Origin of the sequence: Vulcanisaeta distributa JCM 11216, from assembly GCF_001315985.1 — an archaeon.
Taxonomy (GTDB): Archaea; Thermoproteota; Thermoprotei; order Thermoproteales; family Thermocladiaceae; genus Vulcanisaeta; species Vulcanisaeta distributa_E.
The window spans coordinates 1-20,783 of record NZ_BBBI01000012.1 but is presented as its reverse complement, the minus strand read 5'-3'; the positions used below and the strand labels follow the sequence as shown (position 1 = coordinate 20,783).

General features: G+C 46.7%; 24 protein-coding genes and 5 pseudogenes. 15 read left to right on the top strand and 14 right to left on the bottom strand.

What is annotated here, in order from left to right; translation table 11 throughout:
* The first annotated feature begins 330 nt into the window (after positions 1-330).
* A complete protein-coding gene (locus JCM11216_RS18830) occupies positions 331-798 on the top strand; it encodes a hypothetical protein (protein WP_243676010.1) in 468 nt (155 codons plus the stop codon).
* On the opposite strand, the gene JCM11216_RS09950 is transcribed toward JCM11216_RS18830, so the two are convergent.
* A complete protein-coding gene (locus JCM11216_RS09950; RefSeq protein ID WP_054854107.1) occupies positions 782-2,680 on the bottom strand; it encodes an ATP-dependent DNA helicase in 1,899 nt (632 codons plus the stop codon). The genes JCM11216_RS18830 and JCM11216_RS09950 overlap by 17 nt on opposite strands.
* Before the next feature lie 125 nt (positions 2,681-2,805).
* Between JCM11216_RS09950 and JCM11216_RS09945 the strand changes: the two are divergent.
* Together JCM11216_RS09945 and JCM11216_RS09940 are read left to right on the top strand one after the other, a co-directional pair.
* Positions 2,806-4,334: pseudogene (locus tag JCM11216_RS09945) on the top strand (tRNA uridine(34) 5-carboxymethylaminomethyl modification radical SAM/GNAT enzyme Elp3).
* 2 nt (positions 4,335-4,336) lie between these two features.
* Positions 4,337-5,143 (top strand): carbon-nitrogen hydrolase family protein, encoded by an 807-nt coding sequence (locus JCM11216_RS09940; protein ID WP_054854106.1) that lies wholly within the window; start codon positions 4,337-4,339, stop codon positions 5,141-5,143.
* On the opposite strand, the pseudogene JCM11216_RS09935 reads toward JCM11216_RS09940, so the two are convergent.
* A pseudogene (locus JCM11216_RS09935) lies at positions 5,140-6,386 on the bottom strand (acyl-CoA dehydrogenase family protein). The gene JCM11216_RS09940 and the pseudogene JCM11216_RS09935 sit on opposite strands and share 4 nt — an antisense overlap.
* An 82-nt stretch (positions 6,387-6,468) precedes the next feature.
* On the opposite strand from JCM11216_RS09935, the pseudogene JCM11216_RS09930 reads away from it, so the two are divergent.
* Positions 6,469-7,597 (top strand): annotated as a pseudogene (locus tag JCM11216_RS09930) (VIT1/CCC1 transporter family protein).
* Here JCM11216_RS09930 and JCM11216_RS09925 read toward each other — a convergent pair.
* Together JCM11216_RS09925 and JCM11216_RS18825 are read right to left on the bottom strand one after the other, a co-directional pair.
* Positions 7,594-7,989: a hypothetical protein gene (locus tag JCM11216_RS09925; protein WP_054854105.1), complete on the bottom strand. Its 396-nt coding sequence runs from the start codon at positions 7,987-7,989 to the stop codon at positions 7,594-7,596. The pseudogene JCM11216_RS09930 and the gene JCM11216_RS09925 sit on opposite strands and share 4 nt — an antisense overlap.
* The gene (locus tag JCM11216_RS18825) at positions 7,973-8,128 is read right to left on the bottom strand and encodes a hypothetical protein (protein WP_243675985.1); all 156 of its coding nucleotides are present in this window, start codon (positions 8,126-8,128) and stop codon (positions 7,973-7,975) included. The genes JCM11216_RS09925 and JCM11216_RS18825 overlap by 17 nt, the downstream gene beginning before the upstream one ends.
* 78 nt (positions 8,129-8,206) lie before the next feature.
* Here JCM11216_RS18825 and JCM11216_RS09920 point away from each other — a divergent pair, with 78 nt between their 5' ends.
* Positions 8,207-9,034, top strand: coding sequence for an ATP-binding protein (locus JCM11216_RS09920; RefSeq protein ID WP_054854104.1), 828 nt, complete (start codon positions 8,207-8,209; stop codon positions 9,032-9,034).
* Positions 8,995-9,327 carry a hypothetical protein gene (locus tag JCM11216_RS09915; RefSeq protein ID WP_243675984.1) on the top strand — a complete coding sequence of 111 codons (333 nt, stop codon included), beginning with the start codon at positions 8,995-8,997 and terminating at the stop codon, positions 9,325-9,327. The genes JCM11216_RS09920 and JCM11216_RS09915 overlap by 40 nt, the downstream gene beginning before the upstream one ends.
* A gap of 116 nt (positions 9,328-9,443) precedes the next feature.
* Here JCM11216_RS09915 and JCM11216_RS09910 read toward each other — a convergent pair whose 3' ends face one another.
* Positions 9,444-11,231 carry a urocanate hydratase gene (locus JCM11216_RS09910; protein WP_054854102.1) on the bottom strand — a complete coding sequence of 596 codons (1,788 nt, stop codon included), beginning with the start codon at positions 11,229-11,231 and terminating at the stop codon, positions 9,444-9,446.
* A 347-nt stretch (positions 11,232-11,578) separates the two neighbouring features.
* Between JCM11216_RS09910 and JCM11216_RS09905 the strand changes: the two genes are divergently transcribed.
* The gene (locus tag JCM11216_RS09905; RefSeq protein ID WP_054854101.1) at positions 11,579-11,827 is read left to right on the top strand and encodes a hypothetical protein; all 249 of its coding nucleotides are present in this window, start codon (positions 11,579-11,581) and stop codon (positions 11,825-11,827) included.
* 4 nt (positions 11,828-11,831) lie between these two features.
* Here JCM11216_RS09905 and JCM11216_RS18820 read toward each other — a convergent pair whose 3' ends face one another.
* The 5 genes from JCM11216_RS18820 to JCM11216_RS18805 form a co-directional block, all read right to left on the bottom strand.
* Positions 11,832-12,008, bottom strand: coding sequence for an SPASM domain-containing protein (locus JCM11216_RS18820; RefSeq protein WP_243675983.1), 177 nt, complete (start codon positions 12,006-12,008; stop codon positions 11,832-11,834).
* Positions 12,005-12,802: a radical SAM protein gene (locus tag JCM11216_RS09900; protein WP_243676004.1), complete on the bottom strand. Its 798-nt coding sequence runs from the start codon at positions 12,800-12,802 to the stop codon at positions 12,005-12,007. Before JCM11216_RS09900 ends, JCM11216_RS18820 begins: the two co-directional genes overlap by 4 nt.
* Before the next feature lie 116 nt (positions 12,803-12,918).
* Positions 12,919-13,428, bottom strand: a complete 510-nt coding sequence (locus JCM11216_RS18815) for a hypothetical protein (protein WP_243675982.1) — start codon at positions 13,426-13,428, stop codon at positions 12,919-12,921.
* Entirely contained in the window at positions 13,413-14,111 is a 699-nt protein-coding gene (locus tag JCM11216_RS18810) for a putative sulfate exporter family transporter (protein WP_243675981.1), read from the bottom strand. The genes JCM11216_RS18815 and JCM11216_RS18810 overlap by 16 nt, the downstream gene beginning before the upstream one ends.
* Positions 14,112-14,223: 112 nt before the next feature.
* Entirely contained in the window at positions 14,224-14,406 is a 183-nt protein-coding gene (locus JCM11216_RS18805; protein ID WP_243675980.1) for a hypothetical protein, read from the bottom strand.
* Positions 14,407-14,651: 245 nt separating this feature from the next.
* On the opposite strand from JCM11216_RS18805, the pseudogene JCM11216_RS09890 reads away from it, so the two are divergent.
* The 4 genes and pseudogenes from JCM11216_RS09890 (at position 14,652) to JCM11216_RS09880 (ending at position 16,170) form a co-directional block, all read left to right on the top strand.
* A pseudogene (locus tag JCM11216_RS09890) lies at positions 14,652-14,890 on the top strand (AbrB/MazE/SpoVT family DNA-binding domain-containing protein).
* A complete protein-coding gene (locus tag JCM11216_RS09885; protein WP_054854100.1) occupies positions 14,871-15,284 on the top strand; it encodes a PIN domain-containing protein in 414 nt (137 codons plus the stop codon). The pseudogene JCM11216_RS09890 and the gene JCM11216_RS09885 overlap by 20 nt, the downstream one beginning before the upstream one ends.
* Before the next feature lie 11 nt (positions 15,285-15,295).
* Entirely contained in the window at positions 15,296-15,661 is a 366-nt protein-coding gene (locus tag JCM11216_RS18800) for a hypothetical protein (protein ID WP_243675979.1), read from the top strand.
* Positions 15,577-16,170, top strand: coding sequence for an arginase family protein (locus JCM11216_RS09880; protein WP_243675978.1), 594 nt, complete (start codon positions 15,577-15,579; stop codon positions 16,168-16,170). The genes JCM11216_RS18800 and JCM11216_RS09880 overlap by 85 nt, the downstream gene beginning before the upstream one ends.
* A gap of 152 nt (positions 16,171-16,322) precedes the next feature.
* Here the strand turns inward: JCM11216_RS09880 and JCM11216_RS09875 are convergent.
* A pseudogene (locus tag JCM11216_RS09875) lies at positions 16,323-16,957 on the bottom strand (superoxide dismutase).
* Between the two features lie 67 nt (positions 16,958-17,024).
* On the opposite strand from JCM11216_RS09875, the gene JCM11216_RS18795 reads away from it, so the two are divergent.
* The 3 genes from JCM11216_RS18795 to JCM11216_RS18785 all read left to right on the top strand — a co-directional run bounded on the left by JCM11216_RS18795 (position 17,025) and on the right by JCM11216_RS18785 (position 18,030).
* A complete protein-coding gene (locus tag JCM11216_RS18795) occupies positions 17,025-17,168 on the top strand; it encodes a hypothetical protein (protein ID WP_243675977.1) in 144 nt (47 codons plus the stop codon).
* Between the two features lie 102 nt (positions 17,169-17,270).
* On the top strand, positions 17,271-17,867 hold the full coding sequence (locus JCM11216_RS18790) for a hypothetical protein (RefSeq protein WP_243675976.1): 597 nt from the start codon (positions 17,271-17,273) through the stop codon (positions 17,865-17,867).
* Positions 17,791-18,030: a hypothetical protein gene (locus JCM11216_RS18785; protein WP_243675975.1), complete on the top strand. Its 240-nt coding sequence runs from the start codon at positions 17,791-17,793 to the stop codon at positions 18,028-18,030. The genes JCM11216_RS18790 and JCM11216_RS18785 overlap by 77 nt, the downstream gene beginning before the upstream one ends.
* On the opposite strand, the gene JCM11216_RS09865 is transcribed toward JCM11216_RS18785, so the two are convergent.
* From JCM11216_RS09865 to JCM11216_RS09860, 3 genes are all read right to left on the bottom strand, one after another.
* Complete coding sequence (locus JCM11216_RS09865; RefSeq protein WP_243675974.1) at positions 18,027-18,317, bottom strand: hypothetical protein; 291 nt, start codon at positions 18,315-18,317, stop codon at positions 18,027-18,029. The two genes, JCM11216_RS18785 and JCM11216_RS09865, sit on opposite strands and share 4 nt — an antisense overlap.
* Positions 18,318-18,610: 293 nt before the next feature.
* On the bottom strand, positions 18,611-18,784 hold the full coding sequence (locus JCM11216_RS18780) for a hypothetical protein (RefSeq protein ID WP_243675973.1): 174 nt from the start codon (positions 18,782-18,784) through the stop codon (positions 18,611-18,613).
* Positions 18,742-20,085, bottom strand: coding sequence for a hypothetical protein (locus JCM11216_RS09860; RefSeq protein WP_243675972.1), 1,344 nt, complete (start codon positions 20,083-20,085; stop codon positions 18,742-18,744). The genes JCM11216_RS18780 and JCM11216_RS09860 overlap by 43 nt, the downstream gene beginning before the upstream one ends.
* 153 nt (positions 20,086-20,238) lie before the next feature.
* Between JCM11216_RS09860 and JCM11216_RS09855 the strand changes: the two genes are divergently transcribed.
* The gene (locus tag JCM11216_RS09855; protein WP_243675971.1) at positions 20,239-20,478 is read left to right on the top strand and encodes a hypothetical protein; all 240 of its coding nucleotides are present in this window, start codon (positions 20,239-20,241) and stop codon (positions 20,476-20,478) included.
* Positions 20,479-20,783: the final 305 nt, after the last annotated feature.

The following is a 20,783-nucleotide window of genomic DNA, read 5'->3' as shown; positions in this document are numbered from 1 at the left end:
CTCAAAACATTTATTAACTTATTAATTATAAAGGTAACAATAAATGGTGTCATGAATGAGTGAGAAAAAGCCGGAGGAGAAGCAGGTCAGGAGACCGCCATATCAGCAATACCCAATTTATCCGCCTCCACCGCCACCGCAAATGCCGCCCCCCCCACCGCCCCCCCCAATACGCTCCGCCGCAGTATAGACCTCCTCCGCCACCGCCGTATTCACAGCCCGTACCAACCCCCCCCACCACAACCACCCCCCCCAAGGCAGGTACCGATTACGAGACCCGCAACTCAACAACCTAGGTTTGAGGAGTTAACGCCTAGCCTGAGTAAGTTAGTGCTTTACCTAGGTATACCCTTGTCGTTGATAGCAATCGTATTTGTGATAACGGCCATAGCCATATTCCCTACTACAAGTGATGCTTATGTACCGTACTCCTCAGTAGCATTCATGGCATCCCTAATAACGGTAGCCGCTGCATTGATAGTAAGCTTCATAGCCATGTACCAAATAGCGATGGGGGGGCTTGACAAGAGGTTCGAGTATATAATGAAGATGTTAAGGCAGCAACCAGTAACGCAGGCAGTGTCTGCGCCGACGGGCATGTCGCCAGCAGCTCCAATGGCGCCGCAGTATCAGCCTCAACAAAGTCCTGAGAGAATATTAGCGCCACCCCCCCCAAGACCGCCGCAGGTGAAGCCCCCCCAGCAAATTCAACAACAAACTTCACAGGAGGAAAGCGTAGTTGGCGAAGAACAACAAGCACAGGAGAACTCTGAGGAGAGTCTTAATGGGGGGGAGTAACGCTGAAGTTTAGGACCTCATTAATCAACGCGTCCTCATTAACTATTACGTACTTCCCGAAGTAATCCTCAAAGACCTTGGCAAGCCTTGCCTCCCTGAATCTACGGTCCATGAGCACTACCAACGCCCTATCACTCTCAGACCTAAATGCCCTACCAACTGCCTGCTTAATCCTAACAATGGCGGGCCACTGATACGTCAACTCCCAAGCTAACTTTCTATCGTTAAGCCTGGCCGCAAGTATCTCCATGACATCATCCAGGTAATCATTGGGTTCTGGGTATGGAACACCAACAATTATTATTAAACCAAGCAGGTTCTCACTGCCGAGCCTATACTCAACACCCTCAACGAGTTTACCGCCGGCCACGGCCATTATCAATCTCTTACGGTCATTCCTCAAATCCCTAATTAAGTCATCAATTGAGGTATTACCAAGCTCCATGATATACTTAACACTGGGGGGGCTTAGGTACTTCCTAACGGATTTAAGTACGGCATATGACGGGAATATCGACAGTATTGCCTTATCAAGAGGATACACCTGGTAAACCCTACTAAGTATATTTGCTATCTTTGCATATTCCTCCTCATCCCTCTCCACGTATCTTGTGGTCACGCCGTCATAAATCAACACACCGTAGTTCTCAGACCTTACGTAGTCCCTAAAGCCAATCCTATACTCAACAATGCCCCCCCTGCTTATGCCGAGCATGCTCGTCACGTAATCCCTCGGCGGTAATGTACCACTCATGAGCACAACACCGCCCGCCTCATTAATAACGGGCCCGCTCACCACCGATGGATCAACGCACTTATAGACAAGGGATACGCCCTGCTCATCCCTAGCGAGAAACACACTAAACCCACTTACCCTATTCAGTATTGCTTTGTGGAAGTCCAGTAATCGGGATAGTGGCGTGTATGGTATTGGCACGCCTGCACTCCTTTTCCTTTTGATTATTTCGTAGTAGGCATCCGTTATTGCTTGGAAGTCCTCGAAGAATTGAAGCACATCACCGAGCTCCAGGGATACCATTGTCTCCTCCTCGAGGACCTTACTCAGCTTAACCATGTATGTTTGGAGACCCCCCCTCAGTATCTTGATGGTTCTATTCTTCAATTCCTCATCATCAACAAGCCTCCTAACCTCGTTAATGGAGGCAACCACCGAAGTTAATGGTAAGTCAATACTGTTTAGGCTACTTATCGCGTCTGGTAGGTTATGGGCTTCGTCAATTACTAGTACGGAATTTTTAACATCAATATTCATGGTCTCGGGCTTATTAATACTAAAGATGTAGTAATACGTCATTATGCCAACCCTAGCCCTATCCATGTACATCCTAGAAACCTCGTAGGGGGGGCAAACATTATGTGTGCATAGGGTGGATACGTACTCGTTGACATTACCTACCCCCCCATCCACTATGTTGGGCATTAAATCATTAATATTTATCTTCCTGATATTAGAGTAGTATGGGCACTCACCACTTGATCTTAGGAACTTGCACTCCTCAAGGAATTCCTCATATGGGAGCTTACGAGTACTCACCATGCAACACATATCGGGCCTATTCCTAATTATCACGAAGTCAACGTTGACGCCCCCCCTATCCCTCAACCTACGTAATTCCCTAATTGGCGCCTGCGCCTCATTCTTAGTCCTAATGAGAAAGAGGACCTTGGCATTATCCTCCTCGGCATATGCCAGTGACGCGGCTAGGGCACTCGCTGTTTTACCAACGCCCGTGGGCGCCTCGATAAGTGCGACCTTACCGCCTGACAATGCATCATATATACTCCTGGCTATCTCCCATTGATACTTCCTAAACGTATCGTATGGGAAATACCTCCTAATCAATGCCTCGGTCCCAGACACTTATATACCAGGAATAAACGCCTCTCTTGATTTAAAAACCTATGACGTGATTATTATCGAAATTACTTTGAATTAAATGGCTTGATAAAAGCGTTTTAAATCCCATAAAGCCTTAACTACAGGTAATGGGTAGCGTTAATGTCTTACTCAATAGGTTGAAGCCCACGAGGACCATATCAGGGGGGGTAGTCCCAATTGCCATAATGGTCGAGCCCGTGGCATGCCCATTCAACTGCACGTACTGCCCCGGCGGAAAGAAGACAAACACCCCAAAGAGTTACCTCCCGGACTCACCAGTGGTCCTCAGAGCCGCCCCCCCTCTGAACTACGACCCATACAGGCAAGTCGTGGCTAGGATAAGGCAGTACGAGGCCCTCCATCACCCGGTATCCAAGGTCGAGCTAATTATAATGGGTGGTACAATAACATCACTGCCTGAGTCATACTTAACATGGTTCATTGGTAATGCGTTCAAGGCCATTAATGACTACCCAATGGTAAGCACGGATCCATCGACAGCCCCCCAACATTGAGTATGAGCATAGACGAAATGAGAGAGCCAGGATTAGGGTTGTGGCCCTTGAACTTGAGACAAGGCCTGACTTCGCGAGGCCGAGGCACATAGACCTAATGCTTAGGCTTGGATTTACGAGGGTTGAGATTGGCGTTCAATCGATATATGATGATGTCCTAAGGAGGGTTAAGAGGGGTCACGGTGTTAAGGAGTCCATCGAGCAACGCAGTACCTAAAGGACGCTGCCTACAAGGTCTGCTACCACATAATGCCTGGACTCCCTGGCTCAACACCAGATAGGGATCTCGAGATGGTAAAGACAATATTCAGTGACCCAAACTTCATGCCTGACTGCGTTAAGGTTTACCCAACCTTCGTTGTCAAGGACACGGAATTATACGAGGAGTGGTTAAAGGGCCTATATAGGAGTTATGATGAGGAGACCTGGCATTGGCTCTTGGCCAATATCATGGCATCAATACCCAGGTGGGTCAGGGTCATGAGATTCGGCAGGGACATACCGCTTCACTGGGTTGTTGATGGCCCGAAGATAGGCAACATGAGGGAGGTCGTGCTTAGCGACATGGAGAGACTAGGCCTTAAATGCGTGGAGATTAGGTGCCGTGAGGTTGGTCATAAGTACATAAAGAAGGGCCTGGTGCCAACGCCTAGGAAGTTGGTGATTAATAGGATTGATTACGAAGCATCCGGCGGCCATGAGATCTTCCTGGAGGTAATCGACGATGACGACACGCTCTATGGAATACTGAGACTTAGGATACCAAGCAATAATGCACATAGGCCTGAGATTAGGATTGGTAGGGCAGCCCTAATTAGGGAGTTGCATGTTTATGGGCCTGAGCTACCAATTGGTAGTAGGGCGACGGACCTATTCTGGTGGCAGCACCGTGGTATTGGTAGGGCGTTGATGGCTAGGGCCGAGCACATAGCCTTGAGGAGTTCAATGCCTATAGGATGTTCGTTATATCGGGCGTGGGCGTTAGAGAATACTATAGGAGGCTTGGTTATAGGAAGTACCCAGGTAGTCTCTACATGTTTAAGGACCTTAGAAGGTCAGTATTATCCGAGCATAATATTAACGAGGCCTTTTTAAGCAATGAGGACCTAGTAACGGGTTAATTATGCGCAGTCTCAGGGTGACCATCGCCCAGACTAGGAGATTTAGTAATTATAATGAGGGCATTGAATGGTTAAGGTCTAGGATTAAGGACGTAACAACCGACCTAATAATTCTGCCTGAGAATTGGGTTGGGGTAAGGATATTCAGTAATGAGGAATTCAACGAGTACGTTAGCCTACTCAGGGAACTCGCCAATGAAGTGGGTGCCTTAATAATTGGTGGTGCGGCCTACGTCAGCGTCGATAATAAGAACGTGAGTATATGCCCCCCCATGGTCAATGAAAAGGGGGGGCTAATCAATTATTCAGAGAAGATCTACCCATCCAGGGCAACGGGCGAGAGGATAGGAATAAGTAATGGCAATAGACTTGGCGTTATTAAAATGAACGACTGGCGAATTGGTTGTATAATATGCGTTGATGCTATGTATCCCGAACTAATCAGGCTATTGGCTAAGCACGAAGTAGACCTAGTGGCCAACCCAAGTAGTATAAGTGCTGATAGGGTGTCCCTATGGAGAAGCCTAGGTCTTGTAAGGGCCTTTGAGAACTCGACATACTTCGCCTCGGCCATGGGCACTGGGTATAAATACCCAGATGGACGTGACGTACTCGGCGGCAGCTTTGTAGCGTCACCAAATGGTGAATACAGGTTAGTCGTTGATCTCGGGGGGGTTGAGGGTATATTTACAGCAATAATCAATCATGATGAAATAGAGTATGCGCGGTCTAGAAGGGGGGGCTACATTAACGACTTAAGAAATGAGCTCTTAATAAGTAATATTTTAGTCAATATCGTTGATACTTAGGTTATTGACCTGGCAATATCCTGACTTACAATGCCCTTCTTCATCAGAGTCCTCACCAACTGCCTAAAGGCCACAAGTCTCTGAATGTTGTTCGCGCCCTCGTAAATCTCCGTTATCTTAACATCCCTAAGGAACCTCTCAATGCCAGTCTCATGGATGACGCCGACACCCCCCCCATGTACATCGATAGCCTTGGACACTATCTTCTCGGCAACCTCCGTGGTGTAGAACTTCGCCAAACTAGCCACGTACTTAAACTCCTCCCTACCCTGGTCAGCCAGGTATGCGGCCAGGTATACCAGGTACCTGGCGGTCATCAACTCCGCCATCATCTCGGCAAGGCTGAATTGAATAGCCTCGAAGCTAGCCAGGTACTGACCAAAGGCCGTACGCTGCAGTGAGTACTGGAATGCCTTCTCAAAGGCCGCCTGTGCCATACCGAGTGCCTGGGCCGCAACCCCAACCCTGGTCCTGTCGTAGGTCTCCATGGCTATTATGAAGCCCATGCCAACCTCACCAACCCTATTCGCATCGGGAACCTCAACATCATCAAAAATAACCTCCATCGCATGACTACCCCCCCTCAAACCCCCCCTCTTCTCGAACTTAGCACCTATCTTGAGGCCTGGCGTCCCCCCCTTCTCAACAATGAAGGCTGTTATCCCAAACCAACGCCTATTGGGCTGCGGCTCACTAGTCCTCGCGAAGACCATTATGTAATCAGCAATGTCAGCATTACTAATGAAGATCTTCCTACCATTAATAACCCACCTATCACCCTTCTTAACAGCCCTCGTCTGAATGCCAGCAACGTCCGATCCACAGCATGGCTCCGTCATAGCATGAGCACCAAAGGCCTCACCCCCCCTGGCTATTGGCGGTACATACTTCCTCTTCAACTCATCACTACCAAATAGGAGTAATGGTGTCACGAACAAGTCATTGGTGCCGCGGATAACGGCCAAGGGCGGCGCCACCCTGCTCAACTCCTCCATTAATATCACGGCAGATACGGTATCGCGCCTTGCCCGCCAAGGCTCTCGTCAATCCCAATGCCCCCCCATAAGCCCTGCTCACCCAGCTTCCTCAGTATTTCCCTGGGTACCTCATCCCTATCATCAAACTCAAGCGCATGCGGCGCCACCTCCCTCTCGAGAAACTCCCTAACGCTCTTCCTAAGCATTTCATGCTCCGGCTTAAACATTAATTGATAGTCCTGGAGACTATCCAGTGGGAATACCATACGATGGTTAGCCTCAATCTTGCTTTTATAAATTATCCTAGAATATAGATTTTTAATAGGCAGGTACTTGCGTAGGATTATGATGGAGCTCAGACTCAGCAGGGATGAGATCATTGAGAATTATAGGGACGAGCTAACGGATGCCGAGATCTACGCAGCCTTAGCCAGGATTGAGAACAACAGCAAATTAAGAGAAGAACTACTTAAGTTATCACAATACGAGACCGGCCACGCAGAGTTCTGGAAAGCCGTCGCAGGCCAAGCGGGCATTGATGTTAGTAACGTAAAGCCCTCTAAATTCTCAGTAATATCCTCGGTACTAATCAGGAGGTTATTTGGGCTGGGATTCCTAGTTAAATTGAGGGAAAGCGCCGAGGTCGAGGCGATCAAGAGGTACGGCGAGATGGTTAGGAAGAGGGTGCTCGGTCCGCACACAGACAAGCTCAGGGAGATATTACTTGATGAGGTTTCCCATGAGGAGGTATTTAAGGAGGAGGAGTCGAGGTTCGAGGCCTTCATTGAAAACATTAGGGATGCCATGTACGGAATGAGTGATGGACTAGTGGAGGTACTGGCGGCGGTGGCTGGCTTGGCGCCCGTCGTCGCTGACCCAATGCTCATAACGCTGGCCGGTTTAATAGTTGGCACCGCGGGCACTCTCTCAATGGCCGTGGGAGCCTACATGTCAACAAAGGCCCAGAGGGACATTAGGGAAACCATGCTGTCTAAAATAGACATAGAGCTTGAGAACCTCAACATGGAGGATAGGACGAAGAGAGTTAAGGACGCCCTAAATAAGATGGGCATTGACGAGAAGACAGCCAGCGAGATAGCCCCCTAGCCTATCAACAGACATAAACATTAGTAAGAAAATAACTGAGGTGAGCGAGGTGGGACTGTCGGAGGAGGCACTCGAGAGTCCTGGAAGGTCAGCCCTCTACACGGGCATATTCTACCTAATAGGCGCATTACTCGTCATCGCGCCATTCCCACTGCTTGGTCACGTAATTGGGAATGTAGGCTCATTATACGTATCAATAATGCTCGTGGCCCTTGCACAGGCCATAAGCGGCCTATTAACGGCAATATCAGGGAGTGGCCGCATAGCCCATACAATGGTCATGAACATAGCGCTATCCCTAGGCGCAGCCGCAGCCACATACACAATAGGCACAATAGCGCATCAAATACTGCATATAGCAATAACCTAACCAGGCATGCATGAATTCCTAAAAGCCCTCCCTAACTCATCCCTAAAGCACCAAATGCCATTACCCGCATCAATAATCACTATGCCCAACTCCGTCAAAGCCTTGTCGCTAAGGAGTACGTAATCCACAGACTCAGAAACAATGGGCGTCAACCTAACAATGGGCGTATCCCTATCACTGACCAATACCTTAACGCTGATACTCTCCCTAAAACGATATATTGGGGCAATTCCTGAAGCCGTACGAATGGCATAAACCTCAGCATCACCACCCGATAGGTTAAACCCAAGCCTCTGGGCAACATCAATAGGCATTAATACATCAGGGCCTAAACCTTCAAACCCAGTATTGGCTAGGGCACAAGTAATGACTTCATTATCTCCCTTTCTCATTACGATCCTTAACCAAGTGGTCATCCCTCCTCAAGCCCCCCCTAATATACTCATCATAAGTCCCTAAATAAGCAATATACCTAATATAACCAACAAAACCCTTAACCTCAAGCTTAGGAAGCTCCTTCTTACTACTCATCTGCTGCACAGGTATTACTAAATGCGGATATTTAAAGGCTGACTCATTTCCTAGGTCAGGGATTTAAACACCCCCCCTGTGTATAATACACAGGGTGAGTATTTAGTGTTATTCGACATAGAGCCAAAAACGAGGAGGGAGGACCTCTTCGGCAGAGACAACGAGGTAGATAGCATCCTAAACTTCATAAGGGGTAGGTCAAGGCTCCTTGCAATATACGGAATTAGGCGTGTCGGCAAAACATCGGTGCTAAGGGTTGCCCTAAATGAAGCAAACACACCGTACTGCTACATTGACGCTAGGGCTCTCGAGAATGACTTCACGAAAAGGAGATTCTACCAACTATTATCGAATTGCCTAACTGAGTTATCCATTAAGTGGCGCCTTGAGAATGCCATTAGGAATATCACGAAGATTATTCGAGGCATAAACGTATTAGGTAGCGGCATTGAACTTAATATCGAGGTTGATTGGAGGAGCGTTTACCTAACGGATTTACTAAACGCCTTATCCAAAAACCTAGACCAAATAGTAATAGCAATAGACGAGGCCCAAACCCTCAGGATGCTAAAGGGGGGGTTTGGCAAGATCGACCTCACACAAATACTCGCCTACACATACGATAACCTAAGCAATATTAAGGTAATATTAACAGGCTCCGAAGTTGGACTACTACACGATTTCCTAGGTCTCGAAAACCCCAAGTCACCACTCTACGGAAGATTCATCGAGGAACTAACAATAACCCCATTCAATAGGGACGCATCAATTCAATTCCTAATAACAGGCTTCAGGCAATACGGAATAGAGATAAAAATGAGCGAAATACTCGACGCAGTCGATGAGCTCGATGGCATTGTGGGGGGGTGGTTAACGTACTACGCAATGCCAGGGTACGCGGAATAACAAACATCAATGAGATTTATAGAAGGGCCATGGAACTAATTAATGACGAATTAAGGTCATTATTAAGTAGGTCCACGTACTATGGATTAGCACTTGAAGCAATAGCCAGAGGTAAGAAGCAATTCAGCGAAATCAGGGAATACATAACACTAAAACTCAATAAATACGTGGCACCAGGCGAAATCGAGAGAGTATTAAACAACCTCATGAAAATGAGCATAATAAGTAGGGTCTCACACGGCGAATACGAGATAGCGGACCCAATAATAAGGATGAAATTCAGCCAGATTTAACTACGACTCGCCATGAAAGCCGTAACTAGGTATTAAATGGCGTTCTATAGTTTTGCTTCCTCGCCTCATACTCCTCAAGGTCCTTCTTAACCCTCTCATACGTGAACCTACTAATCCTACCCTCTATACGCCTCCTCAATCACACGCCTACTCTTCTCCTCAAGCCTATCGATGATTGGTATCCTAACACCCTTCTCCCTAGCAACCATTAAGGACTTCGGGTAACCAGCATGGGCATGCCTAACAATGCCAGAACCAGGGTCTACAGTGAAGACCCTGAGAGCCTTCTCCTCAGCAAGCTCAGTACCATCAACAACCATGCCAAAACCAGCATGAATACTTAGGCCAGGGCCCGTGCCACCACCGTGATGGAAGCAAGTCCAGGTTGCGCCAGCAGCAGTGTTTAGCGCGTAGTTCAGTATTGGCCAGTCTCCAATTGCGTCTGAGCCGTCGAGCATTCCCTCGGTCTCCCTATAGGGTGAAGCGACTGATCCGCTGTCTAGGTGGTCTCTGCCGAACCATATTGGCCCACTCAGCTCGCCCTTCCTGACCATCTCGCTAACGATCTTGCCGAATAACGCCCTTTCTCCATAGCCTAGGTAAGCTACCCTGGCGGGTAGTCCCTGGAACTTTACGTACTGGTGAGCTTTCTTGATCCACCTGACGAGCCTTGGGTTCTTCTTCTCAAAGAGAGTTATTAATACGTCGTCCAGCTTGTATATGTCGTTTGGATCACCGACTAGGCTCGTCCACCTGAATGGTCCACGGCCCTCCTCAAATAATGGCCTCATGTACTCCATCTGTCCTGGTATCTTGAATGCATCCTCAACGCCGGCATCGTATGCCTGCTTCCTGAGGTTATTGCCGTACTCGAAGGTCACGGCGCCCCCCCTAGCCTGTAACTGGAGCATTAGTTGTACGTGCTTTTTCATGGTCTCCTTGGCCAGTAGTATGTATTTATCGGGGGGGTCGCTCTTCTTTAATTGTTCGGCTTGCTCGACGGTGAGTCCTTGGGGGGGTACGTAGGAGAGCGGGTCGTGGGCAGGTGTTTGGTCTGTTAGTATGTCGGGGGGGACTATGTTCTCCTTAACCAACTTCTCGAGTAGATCCACGGCATTGGCGAGAACGCCGATACTCGTTGCCTGCCGCCTCTCCTTGGCGTCGAGTGCCATGTCTATGGCCTTGTCTAGGTTGTCTGTCCACGTGTCGAGGTAGCCGGTGTCTATCATCCTCTGTATCATCCTCTTGTCAACATCTGCTATCAAAGCTACGCCACCGAGCATCTTGATGGCCAGTGGCTGTGCGCCGCCCATGTTGCCGAGCCCGGCACTAACCACTAATCTACCCTCTAGCGAGCCGCCGAAGTGCCTATCTGCGGCTGCTCCGATTGTTTCGTAGGTTCCCTGGAGAATACCTTGGGTGCCGATGTATGCCCAGCAGCCGGCTGTCATCTGATGGAAGCTTATCAATCCCTTTGCCTCGAGTTCCCAGAATATCTTCCAGTCGGCCCACTTGGGGGGGACGAGCATGGCGTTGCTCATTAAGACCCTCGGTGTGTGCTTGCTGAGTCTCCAAATGGCCACGGGCTGGCCGCTCTGTATCACCAGTGTGTCCTCACTATCCATCGTGAGTAGGGAGTCCACGATGGCCTCGAAGTCCTCCCACGAGCGGGCGGCCTTACCCGTGCCACCATAGACAATTAGGTTCTTTGGGTCCTTAGCAACCGCGGGATCAAGCACATGGAAGAGCATCCGTAGTGGGCCCTCAAGTTGCCAGTCACGGCTATGTACGTGAAGCTCTGTGCCGGTGATGGCGTGGACGGTCCTGGTTTCAGGGTCATAATAACCGGCCGAGATCAATTCCTCAATGGGTCTGCCTTTGTACTTTTGGGGGGGAACTGACATGTTGATCTAGGTGTGAGTTATTAGTTTGTTGTATTTTTGTTTTTCCGTATTGATGAAACATAGAACTGGTCAATCAGGTTTTTAATACTTGGTTGCTAAATTAATTATTGTGAATAGGATTGGTAGGTTTTACCCTGCCTATAAGCATCCATGGGTGATCGAACTTGGCGGTGAGGATTCGGGTAAGGCTGAGGACGAGGGAGGGAGGAGGTCGTGATAGCCCTGGTTAATAATGGTTTTGAAAGTGATACACCGCAGATATTGTTACCGGTGAATTTGGCCAGGCGCCTTGGGTTGTGGGATAAGGTCTTGGTTGAGTGTAGGATCTAGTTATTTTATTCGGTACTGTGGTCGGCCCAACTAGGCTGTATATGCTGCCTTCGTCGATTTACGTGTCAATACTTGAGGATGGCTATGAAACGTCACCCATACTTTCTGACGCAGTTGTTTCCGATGTTGAGCGTGAGGTCTTGATAAGTGATTATCTTGCTGGTTCCCTGGGCATTATTGTTGAGGATTTTAGGAATGGTGTTTGGAGAATTGGTGGTGATCCCAACGGTAAGGTCAGGAGGAGTTATAAACCGCAGTATTGGTAATGCGTTAAATACCGTATAGTCTATAACACGTGATGCATTGACTCGGTGGCATTAGATCGATATTATAGTTCACAGTAAGTCCCTGGGATCTCCTTCTAATGAATTTAGACCTAAAATCCCTATAATCCTTACTATTCCATATACCAATAATGCCTTCATTATTTATATTTCCAAAAATCACCTTCTTCGTTTTGAAGCACCTACCCATAAAACACCGTGGTATATCGTTGCCCCCCTGACTGGTAGATTCAGGAAGACGCATGGTGAGACGTCGCCATTGACGTTTATGAATATGGTCTCAGTGGGTCTTTCTGGACATTCAACGAGCTCCCAGCAACTCAGTGGGTAGGCGAATACCCTAATGCCTAGCTCCTTAGCTTTCTTTAGCGTGATGTTTATTATGCGTTTGAAGGTTTGTGGTTCTCGTTCAAAGGGGTTCGTAAAGGTTCTCCATGTAAACATACCCTCATTTAATACGTACGATAGATTATCAATAATCACCTCATCAATTCCTAATTTATGGCATAGCTCGATGAAATCAGGTAATTCATGAATATTCATAGATAATGCGATGTAACTCGCAATCACCTTAGTACTGTTCCTTAATCTTTCCCTAATCTTAATGAGCTCTCCTACGTTTTTAACGAGAGTACCAAAGTCGCAGCCAACCCTTATGGCGTTGTGTGTTGATGGTTCAGCCCCCCCTGCGAAGGTTATGGCTATGACGTTAATTCCCAGTGAGATTAACTTACTTGAATAATGCTCATTCAATAATAGTCCATTTGTTGTGAGACCGAAGTCCACCTTTCCCTGAATCTCGTTGATCATATCCATAAGGTTTGGATGTAGAAGTGGTTCGCCCCCCCATCCCTGTAAATGCACGTAGTTTATAGATCCCATACTTAGTAACTCCCTTATTACTTTACGGTATAGCCCTAAGTCCATGAGCCTTGAGATCCAGTCGCTCCTTAGTATTGTCCTTGGGCAGTAAATGCATGATGCATTACATGATGTTGATACCTCAATCTGCGCTATTTGTGGGAGGGAATTAGAATTGGTTTTAATTTTGAGGTTCGTTATTGTTCATCACCTCATTTAGGTGGTGGTAAGCCTGCGAAGAGGGCTATTGATAATGCTAATCCTATTAGTATTATGATTGTTAGTGATACTACGTAAGCGGCTATCATACGCCCCCCCGCCTTTATCTCAGCGAGCGTCTTGAACCTGGTCGTTAGCCCTATTGACATGAAGGTTAGGGCGAAGAAGAAGTACCTAAATAACTCGGTCTGTGGTGTTATGCCGCCGGTCATGAACTTAGATGCCGTGACCGCGCCCACGGCGAAGCCTATGTCCCCCCATAGTATTAACCACGTGGCTAGGTAGCCAAGTACGAACTTTAGGAACCTAAACCAAATCTGGATCATGGGGGGGACTCTTTCTCCAGGTCTTCTTTCAACTTTGGTCACCCATATTACGGCTAATATGAATGCCCATAGACCAATCCAAATATCAATGAACACCTTACTCATGACCGCCGTTGTTAATACCCATGTCTTATAAACGGCGAGACCCGGCTGGGCGCTGATTAGGGCATCAGCCAAGGCACCGCTTGCCGCAGCCGCACCATCGGTCTTAACGGATAGCCCATCCAGGCACCGGCCGCGTATGGCGCCCACTTTAGGAACGTAGCAGCCACGAATGGCAGTATCACCAGCTCCACCGCTGCGAATAGCACAATTATTGACGCCACGGTGGCCGGCACTACCGATGGAGCTCCTATTGCAGCGGCTGTGGCTATGGCCGCCGATACACCGCATATACTAACGCCCGATGCAAGTGTCGCTGCCCACTTATTATCTAATTTAAACACCTTATGGGATACTAGGTATGAGATTGGCCAGTAAATTAGGTAAGCAGCGATGATGGCGATCAGTGATCTCTCGACGAGACCAACGGCTAATGATATGTACCTTAACGATGAAGCACCGACTAAGGCTCCCAGGAGGACTATGGCAGTCTTTATATACCACTCAGTCCTGGCCCCAGTCTCCAGGACTGCTGGTAGTTTCTTGTAAAATATTACATTGGATATGAATAGGCCCACGAGTAGTAGGTAGATTAATATGCCGTCTGCTCCCACGGGTATTGACCAGGTAATGTGAAGCTTCGTGTATTGATCGGGCGTGGCATTGAAATACGCGTATCCAAAGAGCCACCAGAAACCAAAGGTTAGTATGAACATTATTGTGAAGCCTGCCATAAACCTCTTGACGTTATGACCCATTAACCACGCCGCGAATGTTAAAATTACTAATAGGAATAAGTAGAGAAAGAGAACACTAAGTAACGGGCTTAAGCCGGATATGCCTTGGTCATTGTTAATGCCTGTCCAACAATTATAATACTTTTTGATGGGTCCAGCCATGGCGCTGAGACTCTGGTACCCAACCAAGGAGGTAGATGCCATAATAACCAGGTAGTGATAGAAAGAATATAAGGAGGCCAATCCACAGCGCCCACCAATCCTCCTTCTTCCATAGTGGTGACCAATCGATCTTTGCCGTTGCCTGGGTCGCCATATTTATCGAGGCCTATTCGTAAATGTCAAAAATAAGACTTGTTGCACTTACTTATAATATTTATGCGTAGAATAATATTTAAAAATTATAACTAGGTTGATTAAATTATTGATAAAAATTCTTAGAATTATAATAATAAATATAAATTAACTGTAAGGAAGTTAAGAATATTCGGAAATATTCTTGAGCTTTATTTATTTTAACTTAGTAGAAATATTTTTATAGAAGTAATTATTTAGTTTATTGTGAAAACCTTGGTTAAGGTTACTAGGAATTTTCAAGTTACGATACCCGCTAGTGTCAGGGAGAGGCTTGGTATTAGGTTGGTGATTTGTTGAGTGTTGAGGTTGATGGTGATCGTATTATTCTTAGGAAGGTTGTTCAGGAAATACCAATGATTAGGTTGGGTAGGGATTTAACGATTGATGATATTAACAAGCTCATTGAGGAGGGATTGATGAAGAATGTCGGAGGCAGTGATTGATACTAATGCGTTGATATTTTACATAGTTGAGGATTCTAGGGAGCATGCTAGGGCTGTTGAGATTTTAAACAACTTGAATAAGTGGTTCCTACCTCACATTGTTATTTATGAGTTGGCTTGGTTTTTTAGGTCCGTTAATGTGCCGAGGGATCGTGCTATTGATATCTTAAGTAACCTAATTAACTATAGGAAGGTGGTTTTAGTATGTGATAATGACATTGTTAAATGGGTATTGCGTATAATGCGGGATGCTGGCTGGGGGGGGCTTGGTAGTTTTAATGACCTGGTGATACTTGGAACTGCGTATGTACTTGGTAAGCCTTTATTCACGTTTGATGAGGAATTAAGGAGGAGGGCTAAGAGGGTGGGTGTTGAGGTTCTTGGGGGGGTTTAGTTCGTGATGTAGTGCTTTTAATACTATTGGCATTGCTTGATTTTTGTATGCGGTTTGTTAGGGAGTCCATGTATAAGTTCATTAAGGATCCTGGCGATGTTAGGGTTGGCGAGGTCGTGAAGAGGGGGGGCTGGGTAAATGGCGATGTCGGTATTCTCGGTATTCCCTGGGATGGGGGGGCGGTGGGTACAAGACCTGGCTCTAGCTTGCCCCTGCCAGGATTAGGTCCTGGCTTTACTCCTCGCCCTACATCTTTAGGGATGTTTCGATTATTGACCTTGGCGATGTTGATGTGGTTGTTGGTGATCATAATGAGACTTGGCGTAGGGTTGAGGAGACTGTCAATGAGGCGTTGGGGGGGCTCGTTAAGGAGTTGATTGTGATTGGTGGTGATAGCACATCATCCTACGCCACGTTTAGGGGGGGTTTGAGGAGGGCGGTTAATGGTGGGTTGGCATATGTACTGCTTGATGCCCACCCTGATGTTAGGGTTGTTACTGAGGGTTTAACCAGTGGGCAAGTAATTAGGTGGATTAGGGATGTTGATCCTAATGCCTACATAGCCATAATCGGTGTTAGGGCGCACTCAAATGCGCCTTACTTATTTAGTGAGGCTAGGAAATTGGGCGTTAATGTATATACCATTGACCAGGTCGATTCCATGGGCGTTGATGCCGTGATTAACGAGGTCATGAATAATGTTGGCAATAGGACTGTTCACATAAGCATTAATCTCGATGTTGTCGACCCGGCCTTTGCGCCTGGTGTCAATAGTCCGTCACCGGGTGGCTTCACGTCGAGGGAGGTAATTAGGCTTATCCGTGAATTAGGTGTTAGGTTAAGGCCTAGGGTTTTTGATGTTGTTGAGGTGACCCCCGCCCTTTGATGTTAATGATGTGACGAGCATGCTTGCATCGGCAATAATAGTCAATGCCATATGGATTGGTAGGGCGTGATTTTGAAGAAATTGGAAATTGAAAAATAAGAAATTGAAAAATAACTTGATTTTAAAGTCATTAGGAATTAATTATTACTGAATTACTTTATGTATTTCCTAAGTCTATTCTCTGCCTCCTCCCAATTCAATACGTTCCAAATGGCGTCTATGTAGCCATTCCTATTATTCTTGTATTGGAGGTAATACGCATGTTCGAATTCGTCGACTATCAGTATAACTGGTAGTTCTGCGATGTGTTGGTTGTAGTGGTTTTCGAAGGTTGTGAATTCTAGGTTTCCGGTTTCTGGGTCGTAGTATAGTACGGTCCATCCACAGCCGGGTAGTGACCTCATGGTCTCCGTGAAGAGTGCCTTGAACTTGTCGAAACTCCCGAATTGTTTCTTTATTAGGTCGCCGAGGTAGCCGCCTGGTGTTCCTCCACCCTTTCCTGGTGGTGCCATTGAGTGCCAGTATAGGGTGTGGAGTTTGTGACCATTTATATTGAAGAATAGGTTTCTTAGTAGTCCCTGTATGTCATAGCTCGTTACCTCCCCCCCCTTAACGATCTTCTCGAGCCTCTCTATGGTTGCGTTGGCACCGTTTACGTAGCCTTGTGATGCCCGTTATAGTGCACGTCAATTACCTGACCACTTATGTGGGGGGGTTCAAGGGCATTTATTGAATATGGTAGTGGTGGTAGTTCGTATCTTTTGAAGAGTGTTGCGGGAAGACTCATCAAAGACCTTGTTAGGATTGGGCTTATTAAATGTTGTTTTTGCATTATTTTAATTTGGGATAGTGGGGTGCTAACAATTATTTTGGATATTATTGGAGGATTTATTTCTGTGCTTATTGGCAGTTGGTTCTTTACCAATACCATGGAGTACGTAAGTTCCAGGTATAGGTTGGTGCTTCCTTCGTTGGTGCAGTATTATCACCAATTCTAACATCCTTCCCTGAGCTTGTGGTGTTTCTAGTTGCCCTTCTGCTTTATGGTAATGTCTCTGGTGAGGATGTTGCCGTGGGTACGGTAATTGGGGGAACCCTTTGTGGTATCTACTATAATATACCCAATAATCTTTGTTATCGCCATCATCGGGTTTTACCTGCACTACAGGAGTGACATGGTTCTCGAGGTTGATAGGGTATTGGTGGCGCCATTCATTGTGGTCGTAGCGTTTTTCCCTACGGTTCTCCTACCAGCTTTCATGAATTCACCCCCCCAGGTTAGGTTAGTAATAGCGGTTCTTCTACTTGTGATTTACCTATTATATATTTATGTAATGAGGGTTAGGCAGGGCTTGGCTATTGAGGATTACGAGGGACTTTACATGCTCAGGATCATTAGAACATCAAGGCCTGGAGAACAGCTCTTGCTCACAACTCAGCTTGCTATTTCCATAGCTCTGCTATTTGTGGGTTCTAGGGTTATGGTTGAGGGAATAATCGACCTATCACGTAGTCTCATGCTTAATGTAATGGGTTTATCGATAATAATCGTGCCTACGGCTACGGTACTGCCCGAGACAATAACCGCGGCGATATGGACCTTGAGGGGGGCGCGATACAATGGCTATTGCCGCATTAATTGGCGAGAAGGTTCTTTACTCAACCGTGTACCCAGCCATAGCCTTGATCGTCACTAGGTGGTCTTTGGATATTGAGGCTTTAATTAGTGTTATCGTGGTTGAGGCCGTATCCTCCGTAATGCTTTACCATGTCGTTAAGGGGAGGCTTACCTGGGACGTGGCGGTGATTGGGCTTCTTGGTTATATAATCTACATACTCATTTTAATGCATGGTATTTAATGGCCGTGAATTATTACTGGCCCTATCAGCAACATGTCAAGGCCCATTAACATCAATAGTTCGAGCGGTATTAGATTTAGGAGTATTATTAGTGGCATTATCGAAACGTATTGGTTAAGTACATCCTCAAGCTCCTCATCACTCATGTTATTTATTTGGCTGATTATTCTTTCTGATAGACTTTTCAGCTTCTCATAGGCCTTTTGGGCCTCCTCAAGGCCTGTTGGCGTTAAGTCAAAGGCCTCCCTCTTGAGTATAAAGCCCCCCCTCTTAACCCTCGTAATCAATTTATCATGCTCAAGGTACGGTACGTCTCAGTCATTGTGTCCCTAGCCCTTATGGAGGTTATATCGTGATAACGAGGTTAATAGCGGCCCAGTAACTGCACTCAAACTTTATTCAGAGGGTAAAGACGTCCCGCTAGGGCCTGAGGTTAATGTTAATATTGATGAATTATTGACTGGGGGGGACTACACGTAAACCTTTAAATGTTAACAGTGCAATCATGATACGGAGAATTACCCAGTTTAGGTGGGGGGGAATGATGATTTATTGTGCCCGTGGGCCCTGGGCGGGGGGGTTATTGACAGCCTAGATTCGCCATCGCCTTGGCTATTGACCAAGCCCTCTCTGTGTTGTCCTCATTTACTGCTTCCTCATGCATCCTCTTTAATACTTCACATACCTCGCTGACGAGTTCGGGATATTTCCTTATTGCATCCATGCCCATGTAGACTGCATACCTACTACCCACCTCCTTAGCTCAATCTCCTCATAACCTGCGCTCTTCAACTTCATTAAAATCTCCACGGCGTCGTTATAATTACTGCGGCTAATCCTCAACTCCACGTAACCATCTCGATTCGCATATACAGTCATCTTGATGCCGGCGACCTCAATCGACGATCTACCCTTTGGCTTAACCCTCATGTTCGCTAGCGTAATTAATCGCCTAAGCTTATCCGCATCTAACAAGGTGCTCAAGTCCTCAATCAAAGCCTTGATTGAGTGATTATCAAGCATTTTCCTGGCTATCTCAACAGCCTTCGAAGCCCAAACCACGTACGTTACTTCATACCTCTCATCCTTCTTCCTGAACCCGAGGCTCCTCAACCTCTCGATTATGCTGCCCCCCCACAAATCATGCTTCACCCCCCCACCCATTGTAAGAGTGATCCTCCTTTTCTTCCCAATATCCACACTACCATCGCCTAAGATTGCGAATAGTAGGAATAGCGGGAACTCCTCATTACCTAATTCACTAACCTCCTCGGCAGCCATAGCCTTACTCCTAATTACACCCTTATGGCTGATAGCCTTTAAATACCACGTAATGCTTACTTGGTCATTAATGCCCACACTACTTATGTTCATGCTGTTTCTTCCAGGCCAAGCAATTAACCAAGCCACGGATTGCCAAAGCTGGTTAGTACCCATCTCCGGGTAACCCTTATTATCAATTGAACCATCAGTCAACAACAATCCACGTTGCATTGCCCTCAACTTGCCATCACTGAACAGCTTGGGCGTAACGATGTGAAAGCCCCCCCTGAGGCCAGTTAAGTTCATTGTTATTGTCACACCACCTGACCTAGCAACCCTACTTACCTCAATTGTCAAGTTCTTCGTGTATAGGTGTGCTGTGAAGCTCTTATCCTTATTAAATGGGTCACCGCGTATCATGATTGCCACTTTACCTCTCCCCCCCAGCTCCTCAATCAACTCCTCTAGCTCTCGCTTATAGACTTTAAGCCATTTTTCCCTGGCTTGTTCTGCGAGCATCAGCATCTTTCTGCCGACTTTAAGCATTGATTTCCTCAAGTTGGTTATGTTTTCATCATTACTTTCCTTAATTTTCTCCTCAATCTTTTGCAGCCATTCAGTCAACGCCTTGATTGTCTCATCAAATGGCGTTGTTGATTCGTTTAGTAGCGCGTTTCTGTGCTTCTCGACTCTATTCATGAACTCATTGATTAGCCTCATCGCTTCCTCTACGACCCTTGGTTCATTGACTGGATCGCCACATTCAAGCCTCCTCGAGCCCTTGGCCTTCACACCCCCAGCATATTCTTAAGCCGTTAAGAGCCATGAAACATCCATAAGCCTAAATTAACAACCAAACTAATAAATCACTGCCAAACCAGTGCTGAACTAGCTTAAGCAGGCAATTGAATGGAGCCTTGGTCCACGTGGAGGGGGGGCATGAACATGGATTGCGAAGGAGACTATTACCTCGAAGTACTCGATAAAGAAGTCAAGGTAATAAAGCAGGTAAAGCCAATGAGCAATGACCTACTCAAACCAAGGTACAAACTCACTTACGTAATAGTGAGTGAAAGTCCAAAAACCGTCAAGGTTAGGTACGCATGCGGTGATGAGGTTGATGAACAAGAGGTAACATTAAGCAAAACCATGAGGTACATGATCGAGTTGCTTAGGGATTCATGAGGGATGGCCATGGGTTGGTCCCCCCCAGCCACCGAGCTCAGCGACAAGACAAACCAACCGCCAAGAAAGCCATGGAGGGAATACGGCGAAATTAAAAGATGACGTTGATAATGCCTAACAAGCCAAGACACCGGCTCAAGCAAAGGCAACACGCCAAAAACCACAACCCACAGAACAAAAACCCAAACCTAGGGAGTAGAAAACAATATACAATCTTCTGCATAAACAATCACAAATTATTCCTAAGCCAATGAATGCGTAAAGATGAAAATCCCACGCATAGTTAGAAAGCCCAGCACCAGCGG